Here is a 24840-nt window from a genome sequence, read left to right on the forward strand (position 1 = left end):
GCATCAAGAGAAATCATGCAGGCAAGTAAAAAGCCCCTAAAATACGGTTTTTTACTGTTGCCCAATTATTCTATGCTGGGTTTTTCTTCTGCAATCGAAACCTTGCATATGGCGAACTGGGTAACAGGAAAAGAGCTCTATTCTTTTTGTACTATTAGTTACGGTGAAAGAGAAATGCCTTCAAATACGGGGGTTGTAACCGTCTCGGACTACTTAACTTGTGATGCGCCGAGTGATTTAGATGCTATTTTTGTGTGCGGGTCTTCACCTGTGTCAAAAAACGAAAATCAAACTTTAGAAAATTGGTTAAAAAAACAAGCAAAAAGAAATGTTGGACTCGGTGGCGTTTGCACGGGAAGTCATTTACTAGCCAAAGCTGGGCTGTTAGATGGTTATCGAGCGACGATTCATTGGTGGAGTATTGCTAACCTCCGTGACGAGTTTCCACAGACGATTGTGTCTAATCATTTGTTTGAAGTGGATAGAGACCGCTACACCTGTAGTGGTGGCACAGCAGCCATGGATATGATGTTGTTTCTAATAGGAAAACAGCATGGTATGAGTTTGGCGAGCAGTATTTCTGAGCAGTTTGTGTGTGAGCGAATCCGTACACACGACGACCCGCAAAGGATTCCTTTGCAAGCGCGTATCGGCACCGGACAGCCAAAACTGGTTGAAGCTGTTCAATTGATGGAAGCCAATATTCAAGAGCCGCTTTCTTCTGATGATATTGCTTACCACGTTGGCGTTTCTAGACGGCACTTGGAGAGGTTGTTTAAAAGTAATTTAGACATTGTGCCTTCTCGCTACTATTTAGAATTGCGCTTGCAGCATGCTAAACAGTTGTTAACTCAAACAGATAAAGCTATTAATGATATTGGTAATGAGTGTGGGTTTTCTACAGCGCCCCATTTTAGTACGACGTATAAAAGTTTTTTTGGTGTGACGCCAAGAGAGGAACGTAAGAAAACCCATAACAAGGTTTCAATTCCGTTACAGAGCGACCGGAAAAAAAGGCAACTTTGGAAAAAATAATTTAAACTACTGGTTAAGACTGTTTTTGGCGTGATTTTTGTATTCTTCGTGACAGTATAAATGGAGTTACAAAGAGGCCTATGCGTTTATTACGCCTCGTTAGAGACAGTTAGCTGCTAATAAAATAAGGTAAAAAAACCATGTCGAAAGCCCCAGCGTTAGAACTCATTGATATTCATAAGACATTTGGCGATGTTGAAGTGCTCAAAGGTATTTCTTTGAAGGCTTATGATGGTGATGTTATCTCAATTCTTGGCTCTAGTGGTTCTGGTAAAAGCACGTTTTTACGTTGCATCAACTTACTTGAGAACCCAACGCAAGGTGAAATAATCTTCAATGGCGGTAAGTTGGACTTGGTGCAAGGTGAGACGGATCTTGTTGCTAATAATATGAGGCAACTTACCAAGATGCGCCAGCAAATCGGATTTGTTTTCCAGAGCTTTAACCTTTGGCCTCATATGACTATTTTGCAAAATGTAATGGAAGGCCCTTTGAATGTTCTAAAGCGTCCGAAGCAAGAAGTTGCTGAATATGCGGAGCATTTGTTACGCAAAGTAGGAATAGCAGAAAAGAAAAATATGTACCCAAATCAATTGTCTGGTGGACAGCAACAGCGTGTTGCGATTGCCAGAACATTGGCTATGGATCCTCAGCTTATTTTGTTTGATGAGCCAACTTCCGCACTTGACCCTGAATTGGTTGGGGAAGTGTTAGGTGTTATGCGTAATCTAGCTGAAGAAGGGCGCACAATGCTTATTGTGACCCATGAAATGAATTTCGCACGTGAAGTGTCAAGTGATGTTGTCTTTTTACATAAAGGCGTTGTTGAAGAAAAAGGAACACCTGACGAAGTGTTTGGCTCGCCTAAATCAGAGCGTTGCAAAGCATTTTTGTCTAGTGCATTTTAAGAAGTAGCAGGGTTGGAAGGACAGATTTAACTCTTGTTATCGTGAATAATTTAATAATCAAAAAGGTAGTGTTATGAAACTTAAAAAAATTGTCTTAGGTTCTGCTTTATTAGTAACTGCAGCAATGTCTACTATTTCTGCTCAAGCAGCAGATAAAGTACGCTTTGTGACTGAAGGTGCTTGGGCACCATTCAACTTTATTGATGCTGCGGGCATGCCACAAGGTTTTGATGTTGATATTGCGCGTGCCTTATGTTCAAGAATGGAAGCGGATTGTGAAATCCTGACTCAAGACTGGGATGGTCTGATTCCTGGTTTAAAAGTACGTAAATTTGATGCCATTATTGCTTCTATGTCTATCACTGAAGATCGCTTGAAAGTCGTTGATTTTACTAACAAATACTACTCTGGCGGATTGCGTTTCATGGGCCGTGTTGGTGAGACATTTGACCTAAGCGATCTATCTGGCAAAACAATTGGTGCGCAGCGTGCAACTTTGGGTGCTCAATACCTAGAAGACAACTTCACTGGTAAAGCGGATCTAAAATTCTATGATAACCAAGATAACGTTTATCTAGACCTTCTTTCTGGCCGTTTAGACATCGTTTTGTCTGACGAACTACCAACTTACAACTGGTTGAAAACAGCAGAAGGCGCGTCTCAGTTTGAGTTCAAAGGCAACTCTTTCATGAAAAACGACGAAATCGGTATTGCTGTTCGTAAAGGCGACACTGAGTTAAAAGAGAAATTGAACAAAGCGCTTGATGAGCTGATTGCTGATGGCACTTACGAGAAAATCAACGCTCGTTACTTCCCATTCTCTATCTACTAAGGGTGACTTGTTAATTTAAGTCTCCATATAAAGTTCCTCGGTGTGTAAAAGCCGAGGAACCTCTTTTTCGCTTACTCTGAGAAAAAACTATGATTGATCTTCATGGATTCGGTGACCAGCTGCTGCAAGGTGCTGTCGTTACCTTAGAGCTAGCATTGTCTTCTCTGTTTGTCGGTTTAATTCTTGGGTTGTTGGGTGCTTCCGCCAAATTGTCCTCGATTAAACTCTTCCGATGGATTGCTCATGGCTACACAACCATTATTCGTGGTATTCCTGAACTATTAACGGTTCTTATTATTTACTTTGGCGCCACCAGTGTTTTGATGGCCATTGCCAGCGTATTTGGCTATGACGAATACATTGAAGTAGGTGCGTTTGCCGCGGGTGTTACAGCACTTGGTTTAACCTTTGGAGCTTATGCGACAGAAGTTTTCCGAGGCGCTTTACAGTCAATCCCTAAAGGGCAGCATGAAGCAGCAATTGCTTTAGGTATGGGGCCTGTTCGTAAGTTTTATCGCATTATTTTACCGCAGGTTTGGCGTATTGCCTTGCCAGGTATTGGTAATTTATTTCTAGTCTTGCTGAAAGACACCGCGCTTGTTTCTGTTGTTGGTCTTGATGACATCATGCGTAAAGCTAACATTGCCGTTAGCAGTACGAAAGAAGCGTTTTTGTTTTATTTGGTGGCCGCTTTCATGTATTTGGCTTTAACCATTGTTTCTATGGTTTTGGTTTCTTACTTAGAAAAACGAGCCAGTCGCGGTTTAACAAGGGGATAATGAATGGACTTTTCAGTTGTTGTTGAATACTTTCCCCGTTTGTTAAGTGGCGCTTGGGTTAGTTTACAGTTAGTGGTTTTATCTGTTGTGTTAGGTGGAATATTGGCCTTGCCAATTGCTTTAGCGAGAATTTCCCCTGTTGCTTGGATAAGAGCATTTCCTTTTGCTTATATCTTCTTTTTCCGTGGTACGCCTTTGTTGGTGCAAATCTTTTTGGTTTATTACGGTGCGTCGCAATTTGATGTAGTACGAGAAAGTATCTTTTGGCCTATCCTAAGAGAACCTTTTTGGTGCGCTATTATTGCTTTCACTTTGAATACGTCTGCTTATACGGCAGAGATTTTCAGAGGCGCGATTCAAGCCATTCCTCAAGGTGAAGTTGAGGCTTGTAAAGTAGTCGGTATGACGAAAGTACAAATGTACCGTCGTATTCTTTTGCCTCGGGCCTTTGGTATTGTTTTACCTGCTTACGGTAACGAGATTATCTTGATGCTAAAGGGCAGTGCGTTGGCAAGTACTATTACCATTTTGGACTTGACCGGTATGGCAAGAACCATCATCGCAAGAACCTATACGCCGATGGAAATTTTCTTGGCGGCTGGTGGCATATATTTGTTGATCAGTATTGTTGTTATTGCGATTTTCCGTCAAATCGAATTACGTCAAAACCGTTACCTAGGCACTTTATCTATTAAGGTTCCAGATAAAGGGTAATGCGAGGCTGTTTTTGAGAATGGATTCGGATCAATAAAAAAGAGGCTTAAGCCTCTTTTTTATTGCGATTCTGATCGTACTTTTGGTTCTGAAAATGAAGTGTTAAATCGCTTCGTTTCCAGTTTCGCCTGTACGGATTCGGATAACTTGCTCAAGAGTGGTAACGAAAATTTTACCGTCACCAATTTTTCCTGTGTTCGCGCTGTTTTGTATTACTTCGATCGCGCGTTCAACTTGATCGCTTTCTATGGCAAGTTCTAGTTTAACTTTAGGTAAAAAATCAACCACATACTCAGCGCCACGATAAAGTTCAGTGTGGCCTCGTTGACGACCAAAACCTTTCACTTCTGTTACTGTGATGCCATTAATTCCTATTTCGGATAATGCCTCACGTACTTCATCTAGTTTGAAGGGTTTAATAATGGCTGTAATTAATTTCATTTCTGCTCTCCATAGGAATAAAAAGTATTCTTTGGATTTAAAATACCACTCTCTTATTAAAGGCGCTACATACTTGATGTTTATGAAGCTTCTTTCTAGTGTTATTTACTAAAGGCCATTCATCGCGTCTAGGTCATCAAACTCAGGCTGATGATACTTTTCCCCCAATTTATGCACAGCGTCAATTAGGTATTTTGGGTGATCAGGGTTGACGAACTGATGTATGCCGTGACCAAGATTAAATACATGGCCAGTACCATGACCAAATCCCGATAGTACGTTTTCCACTTCACGCTCGATGACACTCTGATCTGCATAAAGCACGCTAGGATCGATGTTTCCTTGTAATGCCACTTTATCGCCAACGCGAGCACGAGCTTCAGAAATATCAGTTGTCCAATCTAAACCTAATGCATCTGGACCAGTGGCTGCCATGTTTTCTAACCATTGGCCGCCATTTTTAGTGAACAAGATCACTGGGATTTTTTGCCCATTATGTTCATGGATAAGGCCATCTAGGATTTGCTTCATGTAGAGCAATGAGAACTGCTGGTACATCGGGCCACTCAAAACACCGCCCCAAGTATCAAATATTTGTAGGGCTTGTGCGCCAGCTAAAATCTGCCCATTTAGGTAGGCTGTTACTGATTCAGCCAATTTGTTTAATAGGGCATGAAGCGTCTCTGGAGATTGGTACATCATGGCTTTAATGTGACGGAAATCTTTGCTTGATCCACCTTCAACCATATAAGTTGCTAAAGTCCATGGACTGCCAGAAAAGCCTATTAGTGGCACATCGCCGTTTAACGCATGACGAATAGTGGTGACAGCTTTCATCACATAATCGAGGTCGTTTGCTGTTGTAATTGGTAAAGCTTCAACATCTGCTTTGGTACGGATTTTATGTTTGAATTTTGGGCCTTCACCTGTTTCGAAATATAAGCCTAAGCCCATTTCATCAGGGATGGTTAAGATGTCTGAAAATAAAATCGCGGCATCTAATTCATATCGTCTAAGTGGCTGTAGCGTCACTTCACAGGCAAATGCGTCGTTTTTACATAAGCTCAAAAAATCTCCAGCAGTTGCTCGACTTGCTCGATATTCTGGTAAATAGCGTCCAGCTTGTCTCATCATCCATACAGGGGTTGTGTCGACTGGCTGTTTGAGCAATGCGCGCAAGAAGCGGTCATTTTTGAGTTCTGGAAACATTAATACTCTCCGATGTGAATTTTATTGAGCGCATTTTACCTAACTTATAAGGGAAAAGCAGAGGGAATAAATACAATTTATGAGAAGCCCGTTGAAAAGACCAATAATATTGATCTATAGCAGGGTTTGTTAATGGCTATTTATAAGGGTAATCAATCACCTAGATATCTTTTTAGGCTGTGGAGTTGCACTTGTTGGGCTGCATTCTCAATGTTTTTATTGGCATGTAAATTCTTTAAAACGGACGGGAACGCCGCTTTGGTTTGCTTTTCATCCATACCTTGTTTTAGTTCAGAGGAATACAGGGCTTTTAGCAAAATATAGTCGAGAGGACTTAGGTAAGTATCAATACTAATGTCATTAAAAATTGAGGGAAATACATCGTCAGAATCATTGGGCAGTCCGAGTAACTGGGTGATTTCCTCAACGATACAATCTAAAAAGCGAGCTTTTTCCCGTGCATAGTCCACTGGGATAATAATGATGCCTTTAGTTATTTCATAACGTGAGTTGCGCCTGAATGTGCCGAGACATATCGCTTCGTTCAAAGCCGCGCGAATTTTTTCAGGATCGCCAATATACTGCTGAACCTTGTTTTCCATATTTTCGTAGCGAGTGAAGATGGCAAACATGTTTGCTTTTTTAGGATTGTCTGTAAATTCAATCGATAAACCTGTGATGGACGAAAGGTGCTTGGCGTGGACACTTAGTAACTCTTTTTGAAGTTCACTGTCTCCGCTTTCGCTTTCAAAGAACAGTTTTATAGGCTGATTCCAGCGTATGAGTTTTGGGTATTTTGTTTCTTTATATTCACGTCCCAATGCAATTTTAATGAAACTGTCTTGGATGTATTGATCGCTTTGCCAGCGCTCTTGAGCAAGAGACGGAAGAGCGAGCCAAAGGAGTGAAAGTAAAAGACTAAAGCGGATCATCTGATTTAGCTTGGGTTAGTTGGCTTGTGAAATGCTGTAGAGCATCCAAAGAATCAGGCGTGAAAGGCAAATTATTTGGGTTGGTGAGAATATCATCAATACTCATTTCATGGATTGAAGCGACTTCTTTTTGTTGGAGTGTTAGCTCCCCATGCTCTTCTTGATCGTAGTGGCACACGAAGATTTTACCCCAGATGTTAAACCCTTCTCCTTGGGTGAGAAAAATACCTTGGCTTTCTAATGGCGCATCAAAGCCAAGCTCTTCTTGTAATTCGCGGTGTGCTGAGTCTATGTAGGATTCGCCTTTTTCCACAACTCCGCCGGTTGTTATGCCATAAAAGTTTGGGCAAAAGGCTTTGTCAGCGGCTCTTTTTTGAACAAGTAGGTTTCCGGCTTTATTGAACACAAGAATGTAGGTTACGCGATGGAAGTCAGTGCTAAAGTCCATTTTGCGTCGTGGTACATCACCAATGATGTTGTTGTGTTGATCGACTAATATAATGACTTCGTCATTCACTGGCATAAAGTACTCGATTGGTTGAAAACATTGCTGTAAATAAAGAGGGTATCGGCATTTTACTTGAAAGAAAAGATTTCTGTTTTCTTGTCATTCGTTTCTGGCCTAGTGGAGTATAAATAAAGCGACCTATTATTTTGTTTTATGCATGAAAACCTTGAATGTTTCGTGTGAAAATCGCAAAAAACAGTATGATAAGCTTCCTATTTTTTATTTTAAGAGTGGCTTTAAGGAAAAAATGACTATTTTGAATAATGACTTTTTGGCATTAACCTTGGCTAATCCAAAAGAAATTTCCCCTTTTCATTTTACCTTTCCTAGTGGCACAGCCTTTGTTGAAGACACTGGAATTTTAAGGCTTGAGCCAACAGAGGCGTCTTCTACAAGTCTTGTTTTATCTGCCGGCATTCATGGTAATGAAACAGGTCCGATAGAGTTACTCAATAATCTTGTTACGTCGATTCTTGAAGGTCAGTTAACATTAAATATTCGACTTCTTGTGTTGATCGGAAATCCTATCGCTGCCAACTGCTCAAAACGCTTTTGTGAAGTGAACCTGAATCGGTTGTTTAGTGGAGCTTGGCAAAACTACGAAGGTTTTGAAGCCGATAGGGCGCAACAACTTGAGTTGGCCGTCAGTGATTTTTATCAAAAGGAAGAGCAGCAAGGAGAGCAAGTCCGGTTGCATTATGATTTGCACACTGCCATCCGAGGATCTATGCATGAAAAATTTGTTGTGCATCCATTTGTCGAAAAGGCTGTTTATGACAAAGAGCAATTGGCCTTTTTAGCGTCTAGCGGAATAGAAGCTGTGTTGCTATCCCATCAACCAACCACGACTTTTTCTTATTATAGTCATGCTGCCCATGGTGCTCATGCTTTTACCGTAGAGCTTGGGAAAGTTCATCCGTTTGGCCAAAATGATCTGTCACGCTTTGATGATCTAGAACGCAGTTTGGTTTTATTGCTACAAGAAGGTGTTTTGGCGCAAAAACCTTTGTCTACTTTGCAGGTTTTTTCAGTACTTGAGGCTCTAATAAAAGACGATGAAAGCTATGAATTAAGTATTGCTGATGATGTGAAAAACTTTACTCAATTTGAGGAAGGTTATGTTTTAGCTCGTTCCGAAAAGAGCCAGTATCAGGTTGAAAAAAACGGAGATGCGATTGTCTTCCCTAATACGAATTTACCTGTCGGGCAAAGAGCGGGTTTAATGGTTCGACCAATTGAGCTGGAAGCATTGCAACTTGTTTGACTGTTGTCCTTTTTAGTGTCTTAAAAATGGTTTATTTATAAGAGATTTTAGTCAAATGACTTGAATCTCTTTTTTTAATATCGTACCGTTATGTTATAACATCTTAACCGGTACCCAATAATGAACAAACTCTTTTTTGCGCTAGGCGTTTCTGCCTTATCTCCTCTTGCTTTAGCAAAACCAACCATTGTTACAAGTATTAGTCCTGTTTCCATGATTGTGGCAGCCATTGCTGGCGATAAAGCGGACATACAACAAATTGTATCAAGCACGGCATCACCTCATGACTTCGCGTTACGACCATCTGACCTTAGAAAAATTTCGAATGCAGATGCTGTTGTTTGGGTGGGTGAATCACTAGAAAACTTTCTAGAGAAACCGCTTAAAAACGCAGGAAAAGAAGAGTCCTCTATTGAGTGGCTTGCTCTGAAAGGTGTGGAGCTTCATAACTTTGGTGAAGAGGGTCATGACGATCATGATGAGCATGACGACCACGGCCATGATGAGCATGACGATCACGACCATGATGAGCATGACGACCACGATCATGATGGGCATGACGATCACGACCACGACGAGCATGAAGGTCATGAAGGTCACAGCCATGAAGGTGTTGATCCACATGTTTGGTTGTCGCCTGATAATGCACGAGTCTTGGCGGAAGCTGTGACTATGCGTATGGTGTACTTAGATTCAGCAAACGCAGAATATTACAAAGCTAACCTAGCAGCATTCGATAAAGGTTTGTCTGCAAAAGATGACGAGATACGTCACTCTTTTGATAAGGTTTCTAAAGTACCTTATATCGTTTTCCATGACGCATATACTTACTTCGAAGAGCATTATGGTTTGAACAATTCTGGCGAAGTATCAGTGAGCCCAGAGCGTAAACCAGGAGCGAAGAAAGTTGCAGAACTTCGCCATCAAATTGAAGAAAACAAAATTCAATGCGTGTTTAGTGAACCACAATTTAGCCCAGGCATTGTTAAAGCCTTGCTAGATGGCACTAACGTGAAAACGGCTGTTTTAGACCCTCTAGGCAGTGAAATTCCTCTAAGTAAAGATGCTTACTTCACATTCTTAAGCACCTTGAGCGGTCAATTCCTTAGCTGCTTAGGCTAATGTGTTTCGCCTACCGCTAGAATAAGCTGTGAAAGCTTGCTCTTTGGTAGGCGATTTACTTTCTACTCTGTATAATGACGCAACTTTACGTTCATTATGGAGAGCAGAGAGGCTTTATGAGCGACCTAACGACTAACAATACCCACTCAGACGCCCTTATCCAAAGTGCTCAGCGCACCTTATCTATTCAAGCTCAAGCTCTTACTAATTTATCGAATCAAGTTACAGAAGAATTTGCCAAAGCCGTTCGTATGATTCTTGCCAGTAAAGGCAGAACCATTATCTGTGGAATGGGGAAATCAGGCTTGATAGGCAAAAAAATCGCAGCGACTTTTGCTTCTACAGGAACGCCTAGTTTTTTTCTTCACCCTGGAGAAGCGTTTCATGGCGATTTAGGTATGATTCAACCAGAAGATGTGTTGGTGTTAATCAGTTACTCGGGTGAAACCGAAGAGTTGATGAGACTGTTACCTTCACTGAAAAGCTTTGGTAATCCAAGTGTTGCTTTGGTCGGTAACATGGATTCCACCTTAGCCAAGCATTGCGATTGTGTGTTGGATATTTCGGTAGATAGAGAAACCTGCCCGAATAATCTAGCACCAACCACATCAACAACCATGACAACGGCAATGGGCGATGCTTTGGCCGTTGCCTTGATGGAGTGTCGAGATTTTCAGCCGCAAGATTTTGCACGTTTTCATCCTGGCGGAAGCTTAGGGCGTAAGCTCTTGACGCGTGTGAAAGACCTAATGCATAAGGAAAACTTACCTGTATGTTCGTCAACGGCTACGTTGAAAGAAGCCATTTCTGTGATGACCCATGGCCGCATGGGTGTGGTTTTGATTCAAGATGAAGATAAATTATTAGGGATTTTTACCGATGGTGATTTGCGTCGTGCTATGTTGAAAGAAAGTGAAGGCATGATACAGAAAACCATGGCAAGTTTAATGACACCAAATCCGAAAACCATCAATGAAAATGTCATGATAGTACAAGCTGAAGAGCAAATGTTACGCGACAAGATCACCTTATTAATTGTTGTGGACGATGATCAAAAAGTGTCTGGTATTTTAGAAATTTACGATCGATAAATATTGATGTCTATCTTGCTGCTCTGTTTGACTTAGAGTGTGCGAATTGAAATTTAAATGGAGCAACCATGTCTAAAGAATCCAAAGTGATTAAAATCGGCAACAAAGTTGAAGTAGCCAACCATTTGCCGTTTGTGTTATTCAGCGGCGTTAATGTTCTAGAATCTCGTGATCTCGCAATGCGAGTAGCAGAAGAGCATGTAAAAGTGACGCAGGCATTAGACATTCCTTATGTGTTTAAAGGCTCGTTTGATAAAGCTAACCGATCTTCCATCAATTCTTTCCGTGGGCCTGGCATGGAAGAAGGTTTGAAAATTCTTCAAGAAATCAAAGACACTTTTGGTGTGCCTGTTATCACAGATGTTCACGAAGGTTATCAGTGTGCGCCGGTGGCAGAAGTAGCTGATGTGATTCAGTTGCCCGCTTTTTTATCTCGTCAAACGGATTTGGTTGTTGAGATGGCGAAAACAGGAGCGGTAATTAACATCAAAAAAGCCCAATTCCTTGCGCCTCATGAAATGAAACACATACTGACGAAATGCCAAGAAGCAGGCAATGATCAGCTGATGTTGTGTGAGCGTGGCACCATGATGGGTTACAACAACTTAGTTGTAGACATGCTTGGTTTTGGCGAAATGAAAAAAATGGGTTATCCAGTGATGTTTGATGTGACGCATTCCTTACAACGGCCAGGCGGCCGTGAAGATTCTGCCGATGGCCGTCGTGCTCAAGTAACAGAGCTTGCTCGTGCTGGAATGTCTTTAGGCTTGTCGAGTTTATTCCTAGAAACTCACCCAACACCAGACAGTGCAAAATGTGACGGGCCTTGTGCTTTACCATTAGGCAAATTGGCGCCTTTCTTGAAGCAGATGAAGCAGCTTGACGAACTGGTCAAAACGTTTGAAGAATTAGACACGAGTGCCTAAATAATGGATTCGACTTTTCTTTCCTTTTACCCCTCATTGCAGAATGATGATTCATTAGTGGCCAAATTACAGTCACTGAAACTTGTCGTGTTTGATGTGGATGGCGTACTGACAGACGGTCGTTTGTTGTATACCGATCAGGGCGAAAATATTAAATGCTTTAATGTGAAAGATGGGGTTGCAATGAAATTGCTGCCTAAGTGGGGGATTCAAGTCGCGGTGATTACGGCCAAAGATTCCGCACCCTTGAGACTTCGAATGAAAGACCTAAAAGTCGATCATTTTTATCCCGGTTGCCATAATAAAGCGGAAGCGTTTGACGATTTAATCACTCGTTTGAATCTGGATCCTGCCGAAGCGGCTTATGTCGGTGATGATGTCATTGATTTGCAAGTGATGCCTAAGGTCGGTGTGGCTTTGTGTCCTGCAGACGCTCACCTTCTATTGCATCGCCATTGCTCTATTGTTTTACATAAAGCCGCGGGAGAAGGAGTGGCAAGGGAAGTTGCTGACCTTATTTTATCTACACGTATGTCCTTAGAAGAAGCGTATGAATTGGCGCAGAAGCCGGAGTTCGAAAAATAATGACAACACCTAAAAATACACAAGGATTACCAGAATTTCATATAGTGATTCCTGCCCGTTATGCGTCTCAACGTTTTCCTAAAAAACTGATGGCGGATCTAGGTGGTAAGCCAGTATTACAGTGGGTTTATGAATTGTCTTTAAAGGCTGGTGCTCAGACGGTAACCGTTGCAACAGATCATGAGGTTATTTATCAAGCAGCATCAGAATTTGGCGCCTCTGTCATTATGACTCGTGATGACCATGAAAATGGCACAGAACGCCTTGCCGAAGTGGCCGCTAAAATGGGCTGGAAAGACAATGAGATTATTGTCAATGTGCAAGGTGATGAACCTTTTCTGCCAATTGAGCTGATTCATTCCAGTGTGATGGCTTTGAGCCAAGACAATGAGGCAGAGATGGCAACGGTGGCTTGTGTGATTGATGATGTTGCTGATCTTTTTAACCCGAACGTGGTTAAAGTGGTTTGTGACGAGATGCAACGAGCATTGTATTTTAGTCGAGCCCCCATGCCTTGGGATCGCGATGGTTTTGCTGGCATTGACTCTAAAGAAGGCTATTTGCCCGTAGACTTTCCTGCTTTGCGTCATATTGGCTTGTATGTATATCGAGCAAGCTTACTTGCTAAATACGCTGATTTACCCATGTCGCCATTAGAGCGTTGGGAAAAGTTAGAACAGCTAAGATTCTTGCACCAAGGGGTTAAAGTCCAAGTTGCACTAGCGGACAGCTTGCCTATGCATGGTGTTGATACACCGGAAGACTTGGAAAAATTAAGACATCAGTTAAGCTTATTAGACAGTTAATTAGATTGATAAAATATCTAGTGTAAGCATTAAAAGCTTAATAAAAACCGTAACTTATTCTGCATAGGTTGCGGTTTTTTTATGGTTCTATCACGGATGAGTACTCTTTTTATATGTACCTCTATCTCAATAATACATAAAAGCGCTCTTTGTGTAGAGATTATGTAAAGAGTAAGTCTATAATCATTAGAGTGTAATGATTTGTTTTTATCATCAAACGTTTTGATTGGCTAAGGAATAGGAAGGATTAAATCATGAAAAAGCTTATATTAATGTCCATGACTTTATTGAACTCGGCGGTTATGGCAGCTATGCCAGTTAACCACCCTGTAGGGTCTAGCTTTACACTGAGCAGCGCCCCAAACCAACGAGCACTTTCAACTGCTTTAGGCAACCCTGCCGCACCTTTCTTGATGGTTAATGAACAAGATAATGACAGTTTCCGTTTTGGTATTCTAGGGCCGCTTGGCGTAGGTGTAGAGTTCGGTGATGTAAGTGACCTTGAAGATCAAGTTGAAAGCTTAGAGGATATTCTTGATACCGATTATGGTAGCGACACTACAGCTGGTGCTGCTGCTGCGGATGAGGCTAACGAAGTTTTAGCTGAGATTGGTGATTCTGCTTATGTAAAAACTTCAGTTAGTATGCAAGTGCCTCTAATGCCAGTTATTTATAAAACAAAAAATAATGGTGCATTTATGCTGGATGCTAGTATCTCCGGCTCACTTAAAGCAAGTTTGTTAGCTAGTGAAGTTGAATACGATAGTACAGAAGAAGATTTCAATACTGATACCTCTTTATACGCACAAACAGTAACGGATTTAAATATTGGCTTAGGCTATAGCCAGTCAATGTGGCAAAACTCTCACGGAATGTTGGTCGGTGGTGTAAAAGCCAATTTGCATCAAATCTCCTTAGGTCGTGCTTTGGCGTCATTAGACGATAATGGTGATGATGATTATGATGCAGGAGATGAAATTTCCGATGGGCTTTCAGATGACTCTGTAAGTAGTACGGGGATTGGATTGGATTTTGGGCTTATTTGGTTATCTGACTATTATCAAGCTGGTGTGACGTTTGCTAATATTAATGAACCTGAGTTTGATGGTGTATTGATTACAACCAATGATGCTTCGGATGAGTATGGTATAAGTGCTAATGATACTTACATTATGGAGATGCAAACGACGGTTGATGCTGCCATTACGACTCCAGGTAAGCAAGTGACTTTAGGCTTTTCATATGATGTGAACCCTGTAGAAGATGCATTTGGTGATGAATATCAGTGGGCTGCTGCCTCTTTGTCTTACTATGGTGATTCACACTTCTTGCCTGGGCTTCGTGTTGGTTTCCGTCAAAATATGGCCGGCTCTGAATTAAGCTATGCGTCTGCAGGTCTGACTTTACTTAAGCGTTTTAATTTAGACCTTGCTGTTGCTTTGGATACAGTTGAAAGCGAAGATGGAGAGGCAGTCCCACGTAGTTTCTACATCGCTCTAGGTTATAATACTGCATTCTAATTAAAGAAAAAGCTCTATAAGGTAATCGATAATTTTTAAACTATTTGCTTACCTTATAGAATGTTTAAAAAGTGTGGGTCGATGGTACTGAAAAATAAAGCTTATGGACGCTAGGTCATGGTCGAGTAACTCTATAAAGTATGCCTTAGATTAGCTGAAGTTTATTGCTTAGCGGCCAAATATTTATATGGAATGAAACCGCTAGCTTATTTTTTTATATTTCTTAAGGAAGAATTAGATCATGAAAAAGCTTTTATTGATTCCTATTGGCTTGCTAAGTTCAGCCACAATTTTGGCAATGTCAGTGAATCAGCCGATAGGGGCAAGTTTTACATTAGGTAACATGCCAAATCAATGGGCACTTGTAACATCACTTTCTAATCCCGCTGCTCCTTATTTTATGGTTAGTGATGGCAGTTTTCGCTCTGGTACTCTTGGTCCTTTAAGTATTGGCATTGAAATAGGAGCTGTGAGTGACTTAGAGGATCAGGTTGAAAATTTGGAGAAAATCGTAGATGCAAATTATGTAGATTTTGCAGATGCTAAAAATGGAGTAAGTGAAGCGAATGCATTACTTGCCGAAATAGGTGATGACGCATATGTGAAAACGTCACTAAATATGCAGCTTCCTTTTATGCCAATTATTTATAAAACTCGGAACAGTGGCGCTTTCATGTTAGATGCAAATTTGTCCGTTATTGGTAAGGGTAGCTTATTAGCGGGAACTTTTCTAAGGATAGGAAATGAGCTAATTACGGATACTTCTTTTTATGCCCAAACAGCGACTGATTTTAGTGTAGGAGTAGGTTATAGCCAATCTATATGGGAAAACTCTCGTGGTATGTGGGTAGGGGGCATAAAGGCTAATTTACATCAAATGTCTTTAGGGCGTGCTCTAGTAGAGTTAGATGACAAGGATAATGATGCTGCGGATGCTATTTCTAATACCATTTCAGATGATTCAGTCAGTAGTACAGGTGTTGGTGTTGACCTTGGAATTATTTGGATGTCACATCATTTTCAGTCAGGTTTGACTCTTGCTAACTTGAATGAGCCTGTGTTCAAAAAGCCCTCTATTATTCAAAATGGCTCATCATACACTTATGGTATAACTGAAAGTTCCTCTTATACAATGGAAATGCAAGCAACAATTGATGCTGCCATTTCAACGTTAAGTAAGAGGTGGATGTTAGGTGTCTCATATGATCTTAATTCGGTTGAAGATGCTGTTGAAGATCGTTATCAATGGGCCACTGCGTCATTATCTTACTATGGTAGTTCCCAAGTTTTTCCAGGTATTCGTATCGGTTTTAGAAAAAACTTAGCAGGTTCTGAGTTAAGTTACTCCTCGGTAGGTTTGACCTTTTCACAACATTTAAACTTAGATGTTGCTGTTGCTCTAGACAAAATTGACGATGACAACGGTGATGAAACACCACGCAGTTATTATGTTGCACTTGGTTATAATGCTTCTTTTTAATTACGGTTAAGACCTAATTATTAGGTTTGTTGGTTTTTATCTTCGGATTGAATATGTGGAGAAAAATGCTTTTTCTTACCTATATGAGAAATAAAATCTATGGATGTTTTAGCTGTATGAATAAGTACTTATTCTTTGTTTTTTTCGGTTTTTTTTGTACAACAAGCTTTGCATCCATGTATTTATATCAACCGATTGGGTCCAGCATAACTTTAGGTGGTTATGGTAATCGACATGCTTTATCTACGGCTTCTGGGAATCCTGCATCCAGTTATTTGATGGCAAACCTAGAAGGCTTTCGAGTCGGTTTTTTGGGGCCGCTGGGTATTAGTGTTGAAGGTGGTGGCGTTAACACAATTAATGACAAGGTTGATGAGCTTACAGCGATATTTGATACGGATTTTACTGAAAATATAGATCTTGACGCTATACAAGCTGGAGCTCAAGCTGCTGCTCAAGCTGAAATAGATAATGGAGGAACGAGTGCTGACGCCGAAGATGCGGCAAATGATTATATTGTTGCAGAAGTTGATATCATTGAAGCAGATATTAATGTCATTTTGAATAGTGCTGATGGCGTCGTATCAGATATTAGTGAAACTGTTTATGCGAAATCTGCTATGACGCTACAAGCCCCTTTTACTCCTATTATTTATAAAACACGACGACGTAATGTATTTACCTTAGAAGCAAGTGCATCTATTGTTGGCCGAGCCAGTATTTTGTCAGACAATCTGACTTTAACTGGGTTGGATGACTTTTATAATGCGTCAACAACAAACGACTTTCAAAATGTTGTGGATGCTGGTGTTGAGGCTGACTTGGAAACAGACACGTCTGCTTATATAAAAAGAGCATCAGATTACCGTTTAAGCTTGGGTTATAGTACTATGTTTTCGAGAAGTACCACTGATACTGTAATTTTAGGCGGGCGTTTGAACTTTCATCGTTTGGCATTAGGGCAGAAACTCACTGTGTTGACAGAAGAGGATGATCCTTCAGTGTCTTATGGTGACTTTTTCATTAGTCGCGATAAAATTTCTACCGGTATCTCTTTGGACTTAGGGGCTTTGTTAGTAAGGCGTAATTTCCAACTAGGGATGACGCTTTCTAATGTTAATGAGCCAACATTTAAGTACGAGGAAATAGGGAATTGTTCTGGCTTAACTGGTGCAGACTTAACGAATTGCAATGCAGCGGTAAATTTTGCTTCGAGTGGAGATATCGATCTTAATGAAACCTACAAGATGGAAGCACAAATGACCATCGATGCAGCGATAAAAAGTAAAGATCAGCATCTTTCTTTAGGCGGCTCTTACGATGTAAACCCGATTAAAGACCCACTGGGAGATGAATATCAGTGGAGTGTTGTATCGCTTTCATTTTTTAGTGATTACCTGTTGATTCCAGGTATTCGAGCAGGAATCAGACAAAACTTAGTAGGAAATGAATTGACCTATTACACAGCTGGAATGACTTTGTCGAGACGTTTAGATGTAGATCTTGCCTATGCCCCAGAGAATGACTCTGGGAATTCTGGGCTCTTTTTCTCTATGGGGTACAGCTTCGTTTTTTAATTGTGCGTTTTAGATTTATACCTTAATGACTTGTGTTGGTGTGACAAAAGCTTGCAGTGGAACATCCCAACCTTCTATTGGTAGAGACTTCACTTGTTGGCAGTCGTGGGCCAAACCAATCAGCAAAGGTTTTTCTGTAGATTGTTTACCTTCAAAGGTTCTATCGTAAAAACCACCTCCCATTCCTAAACGGCCACCGTCAGCATCAAATCCGACCAAGGGCAAAAGGACAATATCTAACTCTTCTTTGGCTAGATAATGTTCCGTCATGGGCTCTTTTATACCGTAGATATTCTCTTGCCAAATGCTTTTTTCAGAATACAGGGCAAACGCTAACTGCTTATTTTGAATAACAGGAAGATAGGTATTAATGCCTTGTTGCCAGAAGTATTGGCACAACACATGAGGGGAGATTTCTCCATCATTTGCTAAGTATAAGGCCACATTTTTGATGGCTTTACTTTCTGGAGCGTCGATATCAGATAAATATTGTTTAAAGCTTTCGAGTAAGTTTTCGGCGGCAAGCAGTTGCTCAACTGAAGATAGGTTTCTTCTAGTCTGGCGTAATTGACGACGAAGTGTTTGTCTGTGGTCTAGATGTGAAGGCATAAAGGAGTTTCCCAAGTTGCCGTTTCGGCTATTGGCCTTGAACCCAGTGGTTCAAGGTGGAAAGAACTGTGACTCTTTAGGCTTTCCGACGCACGGACATGCACACCAAACCAACAGGTTCTTTCCGGGGTATTACTCATAGGCTCAAGGGCGTTAAGCCGCTTCGAACAACCCAGGAAACAGATTGGAGTATAGAGCAATTTGTACTGGAAATCACTTAGCGCTCCTATTTGGTTTCTAGGGTGTATGAAGAAAATTCGTGTTATTTAACTTGCAATCAAAAAAGTAGATTAAGGAGTAAACGATTGATGATTACTCCTTGATCAATTTTGTTGGTGCGTCAAAGCGTTATCAAGTTGTGATGTCAGTTCTCGCAATAGCTGTTCATTCGCTCGAGCGTATTTTTTGCTTGAAAGCATATCGTGAGTAATATTCAACGCAGCGAGTACGGCAAGCTTTTCAAGAGGGATGTTTTTCCCACTTGATTGCATATCACTCATTTGATCATTTAAATATTCAGCTGATTCTTTCAAATCTGCTTCATGCCCTTTAGGACAATTTATCTTATAAGTTTGTCCCAGTATGACCACTGAAACGGTTGGCTTATCCATATAGACTCCATTTGATAGCAAGGCCCACAAAAAATGGTCTGTTTTTCCATCATTGAGTAGCGAATGGCATTTTATGCTGCGAGTAAATTCGTTACAATTCCGAATTAATTTTATTCACACTGTTTATAGCAAATTGACGCCAATATGGAAATAAACCCGATACTTTCAAAGATAAAAGACCTTTCTGCTCGTGCTCTAACCCTTCGGGGGTATCTTTGACTACGATTCAAAGAAAGAACGCTTAGAAGAAGTAAACCGAGAACTTGAAGATCCAGACGTTTGGAATGATGCAGAATACGCTCAAAAGCTAGGTAAAGAACGAGCGTCACTTGAAGCCGTTGTTGAAACACTTGATAGTTTGGAATCCGGTGTAAACGATTCCAAAGAACTGTTGGAAATCGCTGTGGAAGATGGCGATGAAGATTCTGTTGAAGCCGTTCAGCTTGAACTTGAAGAGTTAGATGCCCTGTTAGCTAAGTTAGAATTCCGTCGTATGTTTTCCAAAGAAATGGATGAAAGCAGCGCCTTTTTGGATATTCAATCTGGTTCTGGCGGTACAGAAGCACAAGATTGGGCCAACATTCTATTGCGTATGTATTTGCGTTGGGGTGAAGACAAGGGCTTTAAAGTTGAGTTGATGGAAGTGTCTGCAGGCGATGTGGCAGGTATTAAATCTGCGACGATTCGTTTCGAAGGTGAATACGCATTTGGTTGGCTACGTACAGAAACGGGTGTTCATCGCTTGGTGCGTAAATCACCGTTTGATTCTGGTAACCGTCGACATACTTCTTTTGCGTCCGTGTTTGTTTCTCCTGAAATTGACGACAATGTTGAAATTGAAATCAATCCAGCGGACATTCGTACCGATACTTATCGTTCGTCCGGTGCTGGTGGTCAGCACGTAAACACGACAGATTCCGCGGTGCGTATTACTCACATACCAACGAACATTGTTGTGCAATGTCAAAACCAGCGCTCTCAACACGCTAACCGTGACTTTGCGATGAAACAACTTCGTGCCAAGTTGTACGAATTTGAAATGATGAAACGTACGGAAGCCGCGCAAGCTGTAGAAGACAGTAAATCGGATATCGGTTGGGGAAGTCAGATTCGTTCTTATGTATTGGATGCATCACGAATTAAAGATTTGCGTACAGGAGTGGAAAGCTCCAACACTGGTGCTGTGCTGGATGGCAACTTGGACCAGTTTATCGTGGCAAGTTTAAAGCAGGGCCTATAAGCGCCGCCCCATTTTTAACATTATTGAATATTAAAGAGTAATAGCAAATCATGGCTAATGAAAACAACACAGAATCCACACAATCTGATGACAACCGTTTAGTTGCGGAACGTCGCGCTAAATTGGCTTCTATTCGTGAAGAGCGTAATGCGTATCCGAATGACTTTCGCCCAAATGCTTATGCAGCGGATCTGCAAGCGGAATTTGGTGACATTGAAAAACCAGATTTAGAAGAAAAAAACCACATTGTTAGCATTGCTGGTCGTATTGTACGTAACCGCGGTGCTTTTATGTTGCTACAAGACATGACGGGACAAATTCAGGCCTATGTAAACCGTAAAGCCTTATCTCCTGAATTGCTTGCCGATCAGAAAACATGGGATTTAGGCGATATCATTGGTGTATCAGGCCCTGTGCATAAATCTGGCAAAGGCGATTTGTACATTGATATGCAAGAAGCGCAACTACTGACTAAATCTTTGCGCCCGTTACCAGATAAGCACCATGGTTTGTCTGATATGGAAATGCGCTACCGTCAGCGCTATGTTGACCTGATTGTAAATGAAGAGTCTCGCGATACCTTCCAAGTGCGTTCTAAAATCATTTCTACGATTCGCCGTTTCTTAGAAGATCGTCGCTTCATGGAAGTGGAAACACCAATGTTGCAAACCATTCCTGGCGGTGCAACGGCGCGTCCTTTTATTACACATCACAATGCGATGGACATGAGCATGTACTTGCGTATCGCGCCAGAGCTTTATTTGAAGCGTTTGGTTGTGGGCGGTTTTGAGCGTGTGTTTGAGATTAACCGTAACTTCCGTAACGAAGGAACGTCAACGCGTCATAACCCAGAATTCACCATGATCGAATTCTACCAAGCGTACGCAGATTACAAAGACTTGATGGACTTAACAGAAGACATGCTACGCACTGTCGCTGAGAAAGTGCTAGGGAAAACGACCGTTACTTATCAAGGTTCTGAATACGATTTTGGCGCGCCATTCGTTCGTATGACCATGCTTGAGTCTATCTTGCATTACAATCCAGAATTAACCGCGAAAGATTTGGGAACCGTTGAAAGTGCGACAGCTGTGGCGAAAAAACTCAAAATCGACGTAAAACCGATTTGGGGCTTAGGCAAACTTTGGACAGAAATCTTTGAAGAAACCGCTGAGCACAAATTGGATCAGCCGACTTTCATCACAGAATACCCAGCAGAAGTGTCGCCTTTAGCGCGTCGTAACGACGATAATGAATTCATTACTGACCGTTTTGAATTTTTCGTAGGTGGACGTGAAATCGCCAATGGCTTCTCGGAGTTAAATGACCCAGAAGACCAAGCTGAACGCTTTAAGCGCCAAGTCGCGGAAAAAGACGCAGGTGATGATGAAGCTATGCATTACGATGCGGATTACATTAATGCCTTAGAATACGGTTTGCCACCAACAGCGGGTGAAGGTATCGGTATTGATCGTTTGGTCATGCTATTCACTGATGCGCCTTCGATCCGTGATGTTTTGTTGTTCCCACATATGAAGCCACAAGATTAATTTGAGGCCAGTTCATAGTGTGTTAATGAATTTATAAGGCCTCATTTGAGGCCTTATTTTATGAAAAGTACGGAGCATTCCATGAGTCGTTTTTGGACAGATAAAATTTCGTCACTTGACCCTTATGTGCCAGGTGAGCAGCCACAAGATAAAAAATACATAAAGTTAAATACCAACGAAAGTCCTTACTCGCCATCGCCAAAAGCCTTGTCGGCTATGGCGGCACAAGTGAGTGAAAGTCTGCGTCTTTACCCTGACCCAAATTGCATGACGCTCAAAAATGCCTTGGCGAAAAGCTATCAGCTGAATAGCAATCAAGTGTTTGTGGGCAATGGCTCAGACGAAGTGCTTGCCTTGGCGTTTATGGGCTATTTTGCTGGTGGCAAGCCATTAGCCTTTGCGGATATTACCTACAGTTTTTATAAAGTGTACGCAGGCTTGTATGGTATTGAGCCGCAGCTTATTCCTCTTAATGAGGATTTCGACATCGTGCCAGCAGATTATCAAAATCTGAATGTGTCTGGCGTTGTGGTGACGAATCCAAATGCCCCGACGGGCAAAGCCTTACCGTTAGCAGACATCGAATACATTTTGAAAGCTAACCCTGATGTGGTGGTTTTGGTGGATGAAGCGTATGTGGATTTTGGTGCACAAAGTGCAGCGGCTTTAGTGAACCAATACCCAAATTTATTGGTGGTACAAACCTTATCTAAATCCCGTGCTTTGGCCGGTATTCGAGTGGGTTACGCGCTAGGTCATCCTGAGCTGATTGAAGGGTTGGAGCGTTTGAAGAACTCGTTCAACTCTTATCCAATTGATCGTATTGCCTTGGCTGGTGCCACCGCGGCGGTAGAAGATGATGCCTATTTACAGGATATTTGTCAGAAAACGATTGCAACCCGTGAACGCTCAATAAAAGAGCTTGAAGCGCTTGGTTTTAATATCGTTCCGTCAGCGACGAATTTTGTCTTTGCGACGCACCCAGAAAAAGACGCAGAAGCCATTTATTTGGCATTAAAAGAGCAGGGCATCTTGGTTCGTTACTTTGGTAAAAAGCCAAGAATTGGCAATCACCTTCGAATAACAATCGGTACGAATGAAGAAATGGATGCGCTGATTGTGGCATTGAAAAGCTTGTAATCTAATGCGCTATTGCTAGGTTCGATATAAAACCGCTTAGTTGGGCGGTTTTATTGTATGTAGGTGATGAAGTTTTGCTTTCTAATGGAGAAGATAGCTTCGATAAATTAGGCACTTAGGATATTTTCAACTAGTATTAAAAAAGCTTGAAAGGCTACTATAATTTGCTCTGCGGGTTTTTGAATAACGGATAAAATAAGACTACTTAAAAGCACTTTGGAATTCGCTATTTCGGTAAGTAGTGTTCAAAATGATTTTTCAAACTAAAAGTATTTACAGGTTATAGATTTTGACAATTAATCAAAGACTAACAATAGGCTTCGCTAGTGTGTTACTGATGATGCTGATTCTGACAAGTATTGGGATTCATCGAGTTAACTTCATTAATGAATCGATTACACAAATAAACGACGTCAATTCGGTTAAACAACGCTATGCCATTAACTTCCGTGGCAGTGTACATGATCGAGCGATCGCCATTCGAGATGTTGTTTTCTCCCGCAATCAAACAGAGCTAAATGAAACGGTAAGCGAGATTAAGGAACTTGATAAGTTCTATCAAATGTCTGCTAAGTTGCTTACGCCTGCCAAAATAGCCATGTCTTCCCAAGAAGTCGCTATCTATAACAAAATTAAGAGCATTGAACAAAAGACAGTGCCTTTGATTGAGCAGATTATTAAATATCGAGCGGATAACAACACAGAAGCAGCAGCACATTTATTATTGACTGAGGCCAAGCCAGCTTTTATTGAATGGCTTGCGACGATTAACCAGTTTATTGATTTAGAAGAAGCAAGTAACCAAGCCACGACGGTGGAAGTTCGCGAAGTAGCGAGTAGTTTTTCTGGTTGGATGATTGCTTTAACCGCCGTTGCTTTTCTCATTGGCTCTTCTCTTGCTTACTTTATTAGCGTGAGAATCCGCAACTCTGTTGGTGGTGAACCACAAGAAGCCGCTGGTGTCATTGCAAAAATAGCGAAAGGTGATTTAACAGGGAAAATTGATTCTTGCTGTGATGGCAGCATGATGTCTTCTGTGCAAATCATGCAAACCCAGCTAGAGAAAACCGTGAATAGCATTATGAGTTCTTCAGATGAGTTGTCTCATCGTTCTTCTATTGTTGCTTCTGGTTCTCAACAAGCTTTGGTTGCAGCGGAAACTCAGGTTTCTTACACCAGTTCAGCGGTTAGCAGTTTGGCTGCAATGAGCAACAGTATTAATTCGGTTGCAGACACCGTATTGCAAACAGAAAGTAACTCTAAGCTAACAGCAGAGCTTTCTTTGAAAGGGCGAGCGGCAGTGCAAGATGTTGCTAGAGAGATCGAGAAAATCTCTACAACCGTGAAAGCAACCGTGAACCAAGTGAATGTTTTACAAGAACGCACGAGTGAAATAGGTGACATTGTTAATGTTATTTATAGTATTTCAGATCAAACAAACCTGCTGGCTTTGAACGCTGCTATTGAGGCGGCGCGAGCGGGAGAATATGGTCGTGGTTTTGCTGTTGTTGCTGATGAAGTAAGACAGCTGGCTAAACGAACAGGCGAAGCAACAGGTGATATTGAGAAGATGATCCAGCAGGTTCAAGAAGATACTCAGGCTTCTGTCGTCGCGATGGAAGCAACCGTGCCACAAGTTGAACACGGCTTACAATTAATGAGTGACGCAAACCAGTTATTGAGTGACATTCAAACTCAGGCAAATGACTCGTTAGAAAAAGTGTTAGAAGTTGTGCAAGCCACTTCAGAGCAAGTCGCCACTGTTGAAGAAATTACAAAAGGTGTTGAAGAAGTTGCCAATATGGCGAGAGAAAGCAGCCTTTCATTGAAGAGTAACTCGGAAGAGGCTGTGTCGCTCGAACAGTTGTCTGATAAGTTGAAGCGAGACATTAACTATTTCGTTGTAAAGTAACTGGTTAAAGCAAAGCAGCAACAAAAAAATAAAGCGTATCTAATGAAAA

Annotated in this window: 24 protein-coding genes and 1 other RNA gene; 18 read left to right on the forward strand and 7 right to left on the reverse strand. The window is 41.4% G+C overall.

All coding sequences use genetic code 11. The features are described from left to right. Positions 1–15: 15 nt before the first annotated feature. From ACMUMQ_RS14440 to ACMUMQ_RS14460, 5 genes are all read left to right on the forward strand, one after another. Positions 16–1035 (forward strand): GlxA family transcriptional regulator, encoded by a 1020-nt coding sequence (locus tag ACMUMQ_RS14440; protein ID WP_414682719.1) that lies wholly within the window; start codon positions 16–18, stop codon positions 1033–1035. A 140-nt stretch (positions 1036–1175) separates the two neighbouring features. Beyond that, positions 1176–1943 carry an ABC transporter ATP-binding protein gene (locus tag ACMUMQ_RS14445; RefSeq protein WP_317002875.1) on the forward strand — a complete coding sequence of 256 codons (768 nt, stop codon included), beginning with the start codon at positions 1176–1178 and terminating at the stop codon, positions 1941–1943. Positions 1944–2016: 73 nt separating this feature from the next. After that, positions 2017–2775: a transporter substrate-binding domain-containing protein gene (locus ACMUMQ_RS14450; protein WP_414682663.1), complete on the forward strand. Its 759-nt coding sequence runs from the start codon at positions 2017–2019 to the stop codon at positions 2773–2775. Positions 2776–2864: 89 nt separating this feature from the next. Beyond that, the gene (locus ACMUMQ_RS14455) at positions 2865–3554 is read left to right on the forward strand and encodes an ABC transporter permease (RefSeq protein WP_347984591.1); all 690 of its coding nucleotides are present in this window, start codon (positions 2865–2867) and stop codon (positions 3552–3554) included. 3 nt (positions 3555–3557) lie between these two features. Beyond that, positions 3558–4268 carry an ABC transporter permease gene (locus ACMUMQ_RS14460; RefSeq protein WP_414682664.1) on the forward strand — a complete coding sequence of 237 codons (711 nt, stop codon included), beginning with the start codon at positions 3558–3560 and terminating at the stop codon, positions 4266–4268. A 102-nt stretch (positions 4269–4370) separates the two neighbouring features. Here the strand turns inward: ACMUMQ_RS14460 and glnK are convergent, their stop codons facing one another. From glnK to ACMUMQ_RS14480, 4 genes are all read right to left on the reverse strand, one after another. Continuing rightward, complete coding sequence (gene glnK / locus ACMUMQ_RS14465) at positions 4371–4709, reverse strand: P-II family nitrogen regulator (RefSeq protein ID WP_414682665.1); 339 nt, start codon at positions 4707–4709, stop codon at positions 4371–4373. 108 nt (positions 4710–4817) lie between these two features. Continuing rightward, on the reverse strand, positions 4818–5918 hold the full coding sequence (hemE, locus tag ACMUMQ_RS14470; protein WP_414682666.1) for a uroporphyrinogen decarboxylase: 1101 nt from the start codon (positions 5916–5918) through the stop codon (positions 4818–4820). 152 nt (positions 5919–6070) lie between these two features. Continuing rightward, positions 6071–6850, reverse strand: coding sequence for a DUF2927 domain-containing protein (locus tag ACMUMQ_RS14475; RefSeq protein WP_414682667.1), 780 nt, complete (start codon positions 6848–6850; stop codon positions 6071–6073). After that, positions 6837–7373, reverse strand: coding sequence for an NUDIX hydrolase (locus ACMUMQ_RS14480; protein ID WP_414682668.1), 537 nt, complete (start codon positions 7371–7373; stop codon positions 6837–6839). Before ACMUMQ_RS14480 ends, ACMUMQ_RS14475 begins: the two co-directional genes overlap by 14 nt. 232 nt (positions 7374–7605) lie before the next feature. On the opposite strand from ACMUMQ_RS14480, the gene astE reads away from it, so the two are divergent. The 9 genes from astE (at position 7606) to traF (ACMUMQ_RS14525) (ending at position 17729) form a co-directional block, all read left to right on the forward strand. Further along, complete coding sequence (astE, locus tag ACMUMQ_RS14485; protein WP_414682669.1) at positions 7606–8622, forward strand: succinylglutamate desuccinylase; 1017 nt, start codon at positions 7606–7608, stop codon at positions 8620–8622. Positions 8623–8742: 120 nt separating this feature from the next. Further along, positions 8743–9744: a zinc ABC transporter substrate-binding protein ZnuA gene (gene znuA, locus ACMUMQ_RS14490; RefSeq protein WP_414682670.1), complete on the forward strand. Its 1002-nt coding sequence runs from the start codon at positions 8743–8745 to the stop codon at positions 9742–9744. A 116-nt stretch (positions 9745–9860) separates the two neighbouring features. Continuing rightward, positions 9861–10835 (forward strand): KpsF/GutQ family sugar-phosphate isomerase, encoded by a 975-nt coding sequence (locus tag ACMUMQ_RS14495; protein ID WP_414682671.1) that lies wholly within the window; start codon positions 9861–9863, stop codon positions 10833–10835. Positions 10836–10903: 68 nt separating this feature from the next. Next, complete coding sequence (gene kdsA, locus ACMUMQ_RS14500; protein ID WP_414682672.1) at positions 10904–11761, forward strand: 3-deoxy-8-phosphooctulonate synthase; 858 nt, start codon at positions 10904–10906, stop codon at positions 11759–11761. A 3-nt stretch (positions 11762–11764) separates the two neighbouring features. Next, a complete protein-coding gene (locus ACMUMQ_RS14505) occupies positions 11765–12346 on the forward strand; it encodes a KdsC family phosphatase (RefSeq protein WP_414682673.1) in 582 nt (193 codons plus the stop codon). Beyond that, positions 12346–13152: a 3-deoxy-manno-octulosonate cytidylyltransferase gene (gene kdsB / locus ACMUMQ_RS14510; protein ID WP_414682674.1), complete on the forward strand. Its 807-nt coding sequence runs from the start codon at positions 12346–12348 to the stop codon at positions 13150–13152. The genes ACMUMQ_RS14505 and kdsB overlap by 1 nt, the downstream gene beginning before the upstream one ends. 254 nt (positions 13153–13406) lie before the next feature. Then, on the forward strand, positions 13407–14672 hold the full coding sequence (gene traF, locus ACMUMQ_RS14515) for a conjugal transfer protein TraF (protein ID WP_414682675.1): 1266 nt from the start codon (positions 13407–13409) through the stop codon (positions 14670–14672). Between the two features lie 241 nt (positions 14673–14913). Further along, the gene (traF, locus tag ACMUMQ_RS14520) at positions 14914–16152 is read left to right on the forward strand and encodes a conjugal transfer protein TraF (RefSeq protein ID WP_414682676.1); all 1239 of its coding nucleotides are present in this window, start codon (positions 14914–14916) and stop codon (positions 16150–16152) included. Between the two features lie 116 nt (positions 16153–16268). Beyond that, positions 16269–17729: a conjugal transfer protein TraF gene (gene traF, locus ACMUMQ_RS14525; RefSeq protein WP_414682677.1), complete on the forward strand. Its 1461-nt coding sequence runs from the start codon at positions 16269–16271 to the stop codon at positions 17727–17729. Positions 17730–17744: 15 nt separating this feature from the next. On the opposite strand, the gene ACMUMQ_RS14530 is transcribed toward traF (ACMUMQ_RS14525), so the two are convergent. The 3 genes from ACMUMQ_RS14530 to ACMUMQ_RS14540 all read right to left on the reverse strand — a co-directional run bounded on the left by ACMUMQ_RS14530 (position 17745) and on the right by ACMUMQ_RS14540 (position 18949). Beyond that, positions 17745–18338 carry a 5-formyltetrahydrofolate cyclo-ligase gene (locus ACMUMQ_RS14530; protein ID WP_414682678.1) on the reverse strand — a complete coding sequence of 198 codons (594 nt, stop codon included), beginning with the start codon at positions 18336–18338 and terminating at the stop codon, positions 17745–17747. 4 nt (positions 18339–18342) lie between these two features. After that, a non-coding RNA gene (ssrS, locus tag ACMUMQ_RS14535) (6S RNA) lies at positions 18343–18520 on the reverse strand. A gap of 141 nt (positions 18521–18661) precedes the next feature. After that, entirely contained in the window at positions 18662–18949 is a 288-nt protein-coding gene (locus tag ACMUMQ_RS14540) for a cell division protein ZapA (protein WP_317002894.1), read from the reverse strand. A 144-nt stretch (positions 18950–19093) separates the two neighbouring features. Here ACMUMQ_RS14540 and prfB point away from each other — a divergent pair. From prfB to ACMUMQ_RS14560, 4 genes are all read left to right on the forward strand, one after another. After that, a protein-coding gene (gene prfB / locus ACMUMQ_RS14545) for a peptide chain release factor 2 (protein WP_414682679.1) occupies positions 19094–20189 on the forward strand; the annotation gives its coding sequence in 2 pieces (ribosomal slippage) (positions 19094–19165 and positions 19167–20189; 1095 coding nt in all). Between the two features lie 50 nt (positions 20190–20239). Further along, positions 20240–21739, forward strand: a complete 1500-nt coding sequence (lysS, locus tag ACMUMQ_RS14550) for a lysine--tRNA ligase (protein WP_414682680.1) — start codon at positions 20240–20242, stop codon at positions 21737–21739. Between the two features lie 81 nt (positions 21740–21820). Further along, complete coding sequence (gene hisC / locus ACMUMQ_RS14555) at positions 21821–22879, forward strand: histidinol-phosphate transaminase (RefSeq protein WP_414682681.1); 1059 nt, start codon at positions 21821–21823, stop codon at positions 22877–22879. 289 nt (positions 22880–23168) lie between these two features. Next, positions 23169–24791 (forward strand): methyl-accepting chemotaxis protein, encoded by a 1623-nt coding sequence (locus ACMUMQ_RS14560; RefSeq protein ID WP_414682682.1) that lies wholly within the window; start codon positions 23169–23171, stop codon positions 24789–24791. The last annotated feature ends 49 nt before the right edge of the window (positions 24792–24840 follow it).

Source organism: Marinomonas algae (assembly GCF_047525555.1).
Lineage (GTDB): Bacteria > Pseudomonadota > Gammaproteobacteria > Pseudomonadales > Marinomonadaceae > Marinomonas.

What these genes read in the sequence shown, in the direction of transcription:
- ACMUMQ_RS14440 (WP_414682719.1), top strand. Translation starts at nt 16, where the DNA reads ATGCAGGCAAGTAAAAAGCCCCTAAAATACGGTTTTTTACTGTTGCCC.
- ACMUMQ_RS14445 (WP_317002875.1), top strand. Translation starts at nt 1,176, where the DNA reads ATGTCGAAAGCCCCAGCGTTAGAACTCATTGATATTCATAAGACATTT.
- ACMUMQ_RS14450 (WP_414682663.1), top strand. Translation starts at nt 2,017, where the DNA reads ATGAAACTTAAAAAAATTGTCTTAGGTTCTGCTTTATTAGTAACTGCA.
- ACMUMQ_RS14455 (WP_347984591.1), top strand. Translation starts at nt 2,865, where the DNA reads ATGATTGATCTTCATGGATTCGGTGACCAGCTGCTGCAAGGTGCTGTC.
- ACMUMQ_RS14460 (WP_414682664.1), top strand. Translation starts at nt 3,558, where the DNA reads ATGGACTTTTCAGTTGTTGTTGAATACTTTCCCCGTTTGTTAAGTGGC.
- glnK (WP_414682665.1), bottom strand. Translation starts at nt 4,709, where the DNA reads ATGAAATTAATTACAGCCATTATTAAACCCTTCAAACTAGATGAAGTA.
- hemE (WP_414682666.1), bottom strand. Translation starts at nt 5,918, where the DNA reads ATGTTTCCAGAACTCAAAAATGACCGCTTCTTGCGCGCATTGCTCAAA.
- ACMUMQ_RS14475 (WP_414682667.1), bottom strand. Translation starts at nt 6,850, where the DNA reads ATGATCCGCTTTAGTCTTTTACTTTCACTCCTTTGGCTCGCTCTTCCG.
- ACMUMQ_RS14480 (WP_414682668.1), bottom strand. Translation starts at nt 7,373, where the DNA reads ATGCCAGTGAATGACGAAGTCATTATATTAGTCGATCAACACAACAAC.
- astE (WP_414682669.1), top strand. Translation starts at nt 7,606, where the DNA reads ATGACTATTTTGAATAATGACTTTTTGGCATTAACCTTGGCTAATCCA.
- znuA (WP_414682670.1), top strand. Translation starts at nt 8,743, where the DNA reads ATGAACAAACTCTTTTTTGCGCTAGGCGTTTCTGCCTTATCTCCTCTT.
- ACMUMQ_RS14495 (WP_414682671.1), top strand. Translation starts at nt 9,861, where the DNA reads ATGAGCGACCTAACGACTAACAATACCCACTCAGACGCCCTTATCCAA.
- kdsA (WP_414682672.1), top strand. Translation starts at nt 10,904, where the DNA reads ATGTCTAAAGAATCCAAAGTGATTAAAATCGGCAACAAAGTTGAAGTA.
- ACMUMQ_RS14505 (WP_414682673.1), top strand. Translation starts at nt 11,765, where the DNA reads ATGGATTCGACTTTTCTTTCCTTTTACCCCTCATTGCAGAATGATGAT.
- kdsB (WP_414682674.1), top strand. Translation starts at nt 12,346, where the DNA reads ATGACAACACCTAAAAATACACAAGGATTACCAGAATTTCATATAGTG.
- traF (WP_414682675.1), top strand. Translation starts at nt 13,407, where the DNA reads ATGAAAAAGCTTATATTAATGTCCATGACTTTATTGAACTCGGCGGTT.
- traF (WP_414682676.1), top strand. Translation starts at nt 14,914, where the DNA reads ATGAAAAAGCTTTTATTGATTCCTATTGGCTTGCTAAGTTCAGCCACA.
- traF (WP_414682677.1), top strand. Translation starts at nt 16,269, where the DNA reads ATGAATAAGTACTTATTCTTTGTTTTTTTCGGTTTTTTTTGTACAACA.
- ACMUMQ_RS14530 (WP_414682678.1), bottom strand. Translation starts at nt 18,338, where the DNA reads ATGCCTTCACATCTAGACCACAGACAAACACTTCGTCGTCAATTACGC.
- ACMUMQ_RS14540 (WP_317002894.1), bottom strand. Translation starts at nt 18,949, where the DNA reads ATGGATAAGCCAACCGTTTCAGTGGTCATACTGGGACAAACTTATAAG.
- lysS (WP_414682680.1), top strand. Translation starts at nt 20,240, where the DNA reads ATGGCTAATGAAAACAACACAGAATCCACACAATCTGATGACAACCGT.
- hisC (WP_414682681.1), top strand. Translation starts at nt 21,821, where the DNA reads ATGAGTCGTTTTTGGACAGATAAAATTTCGTCACTTGACCCTTATGTG.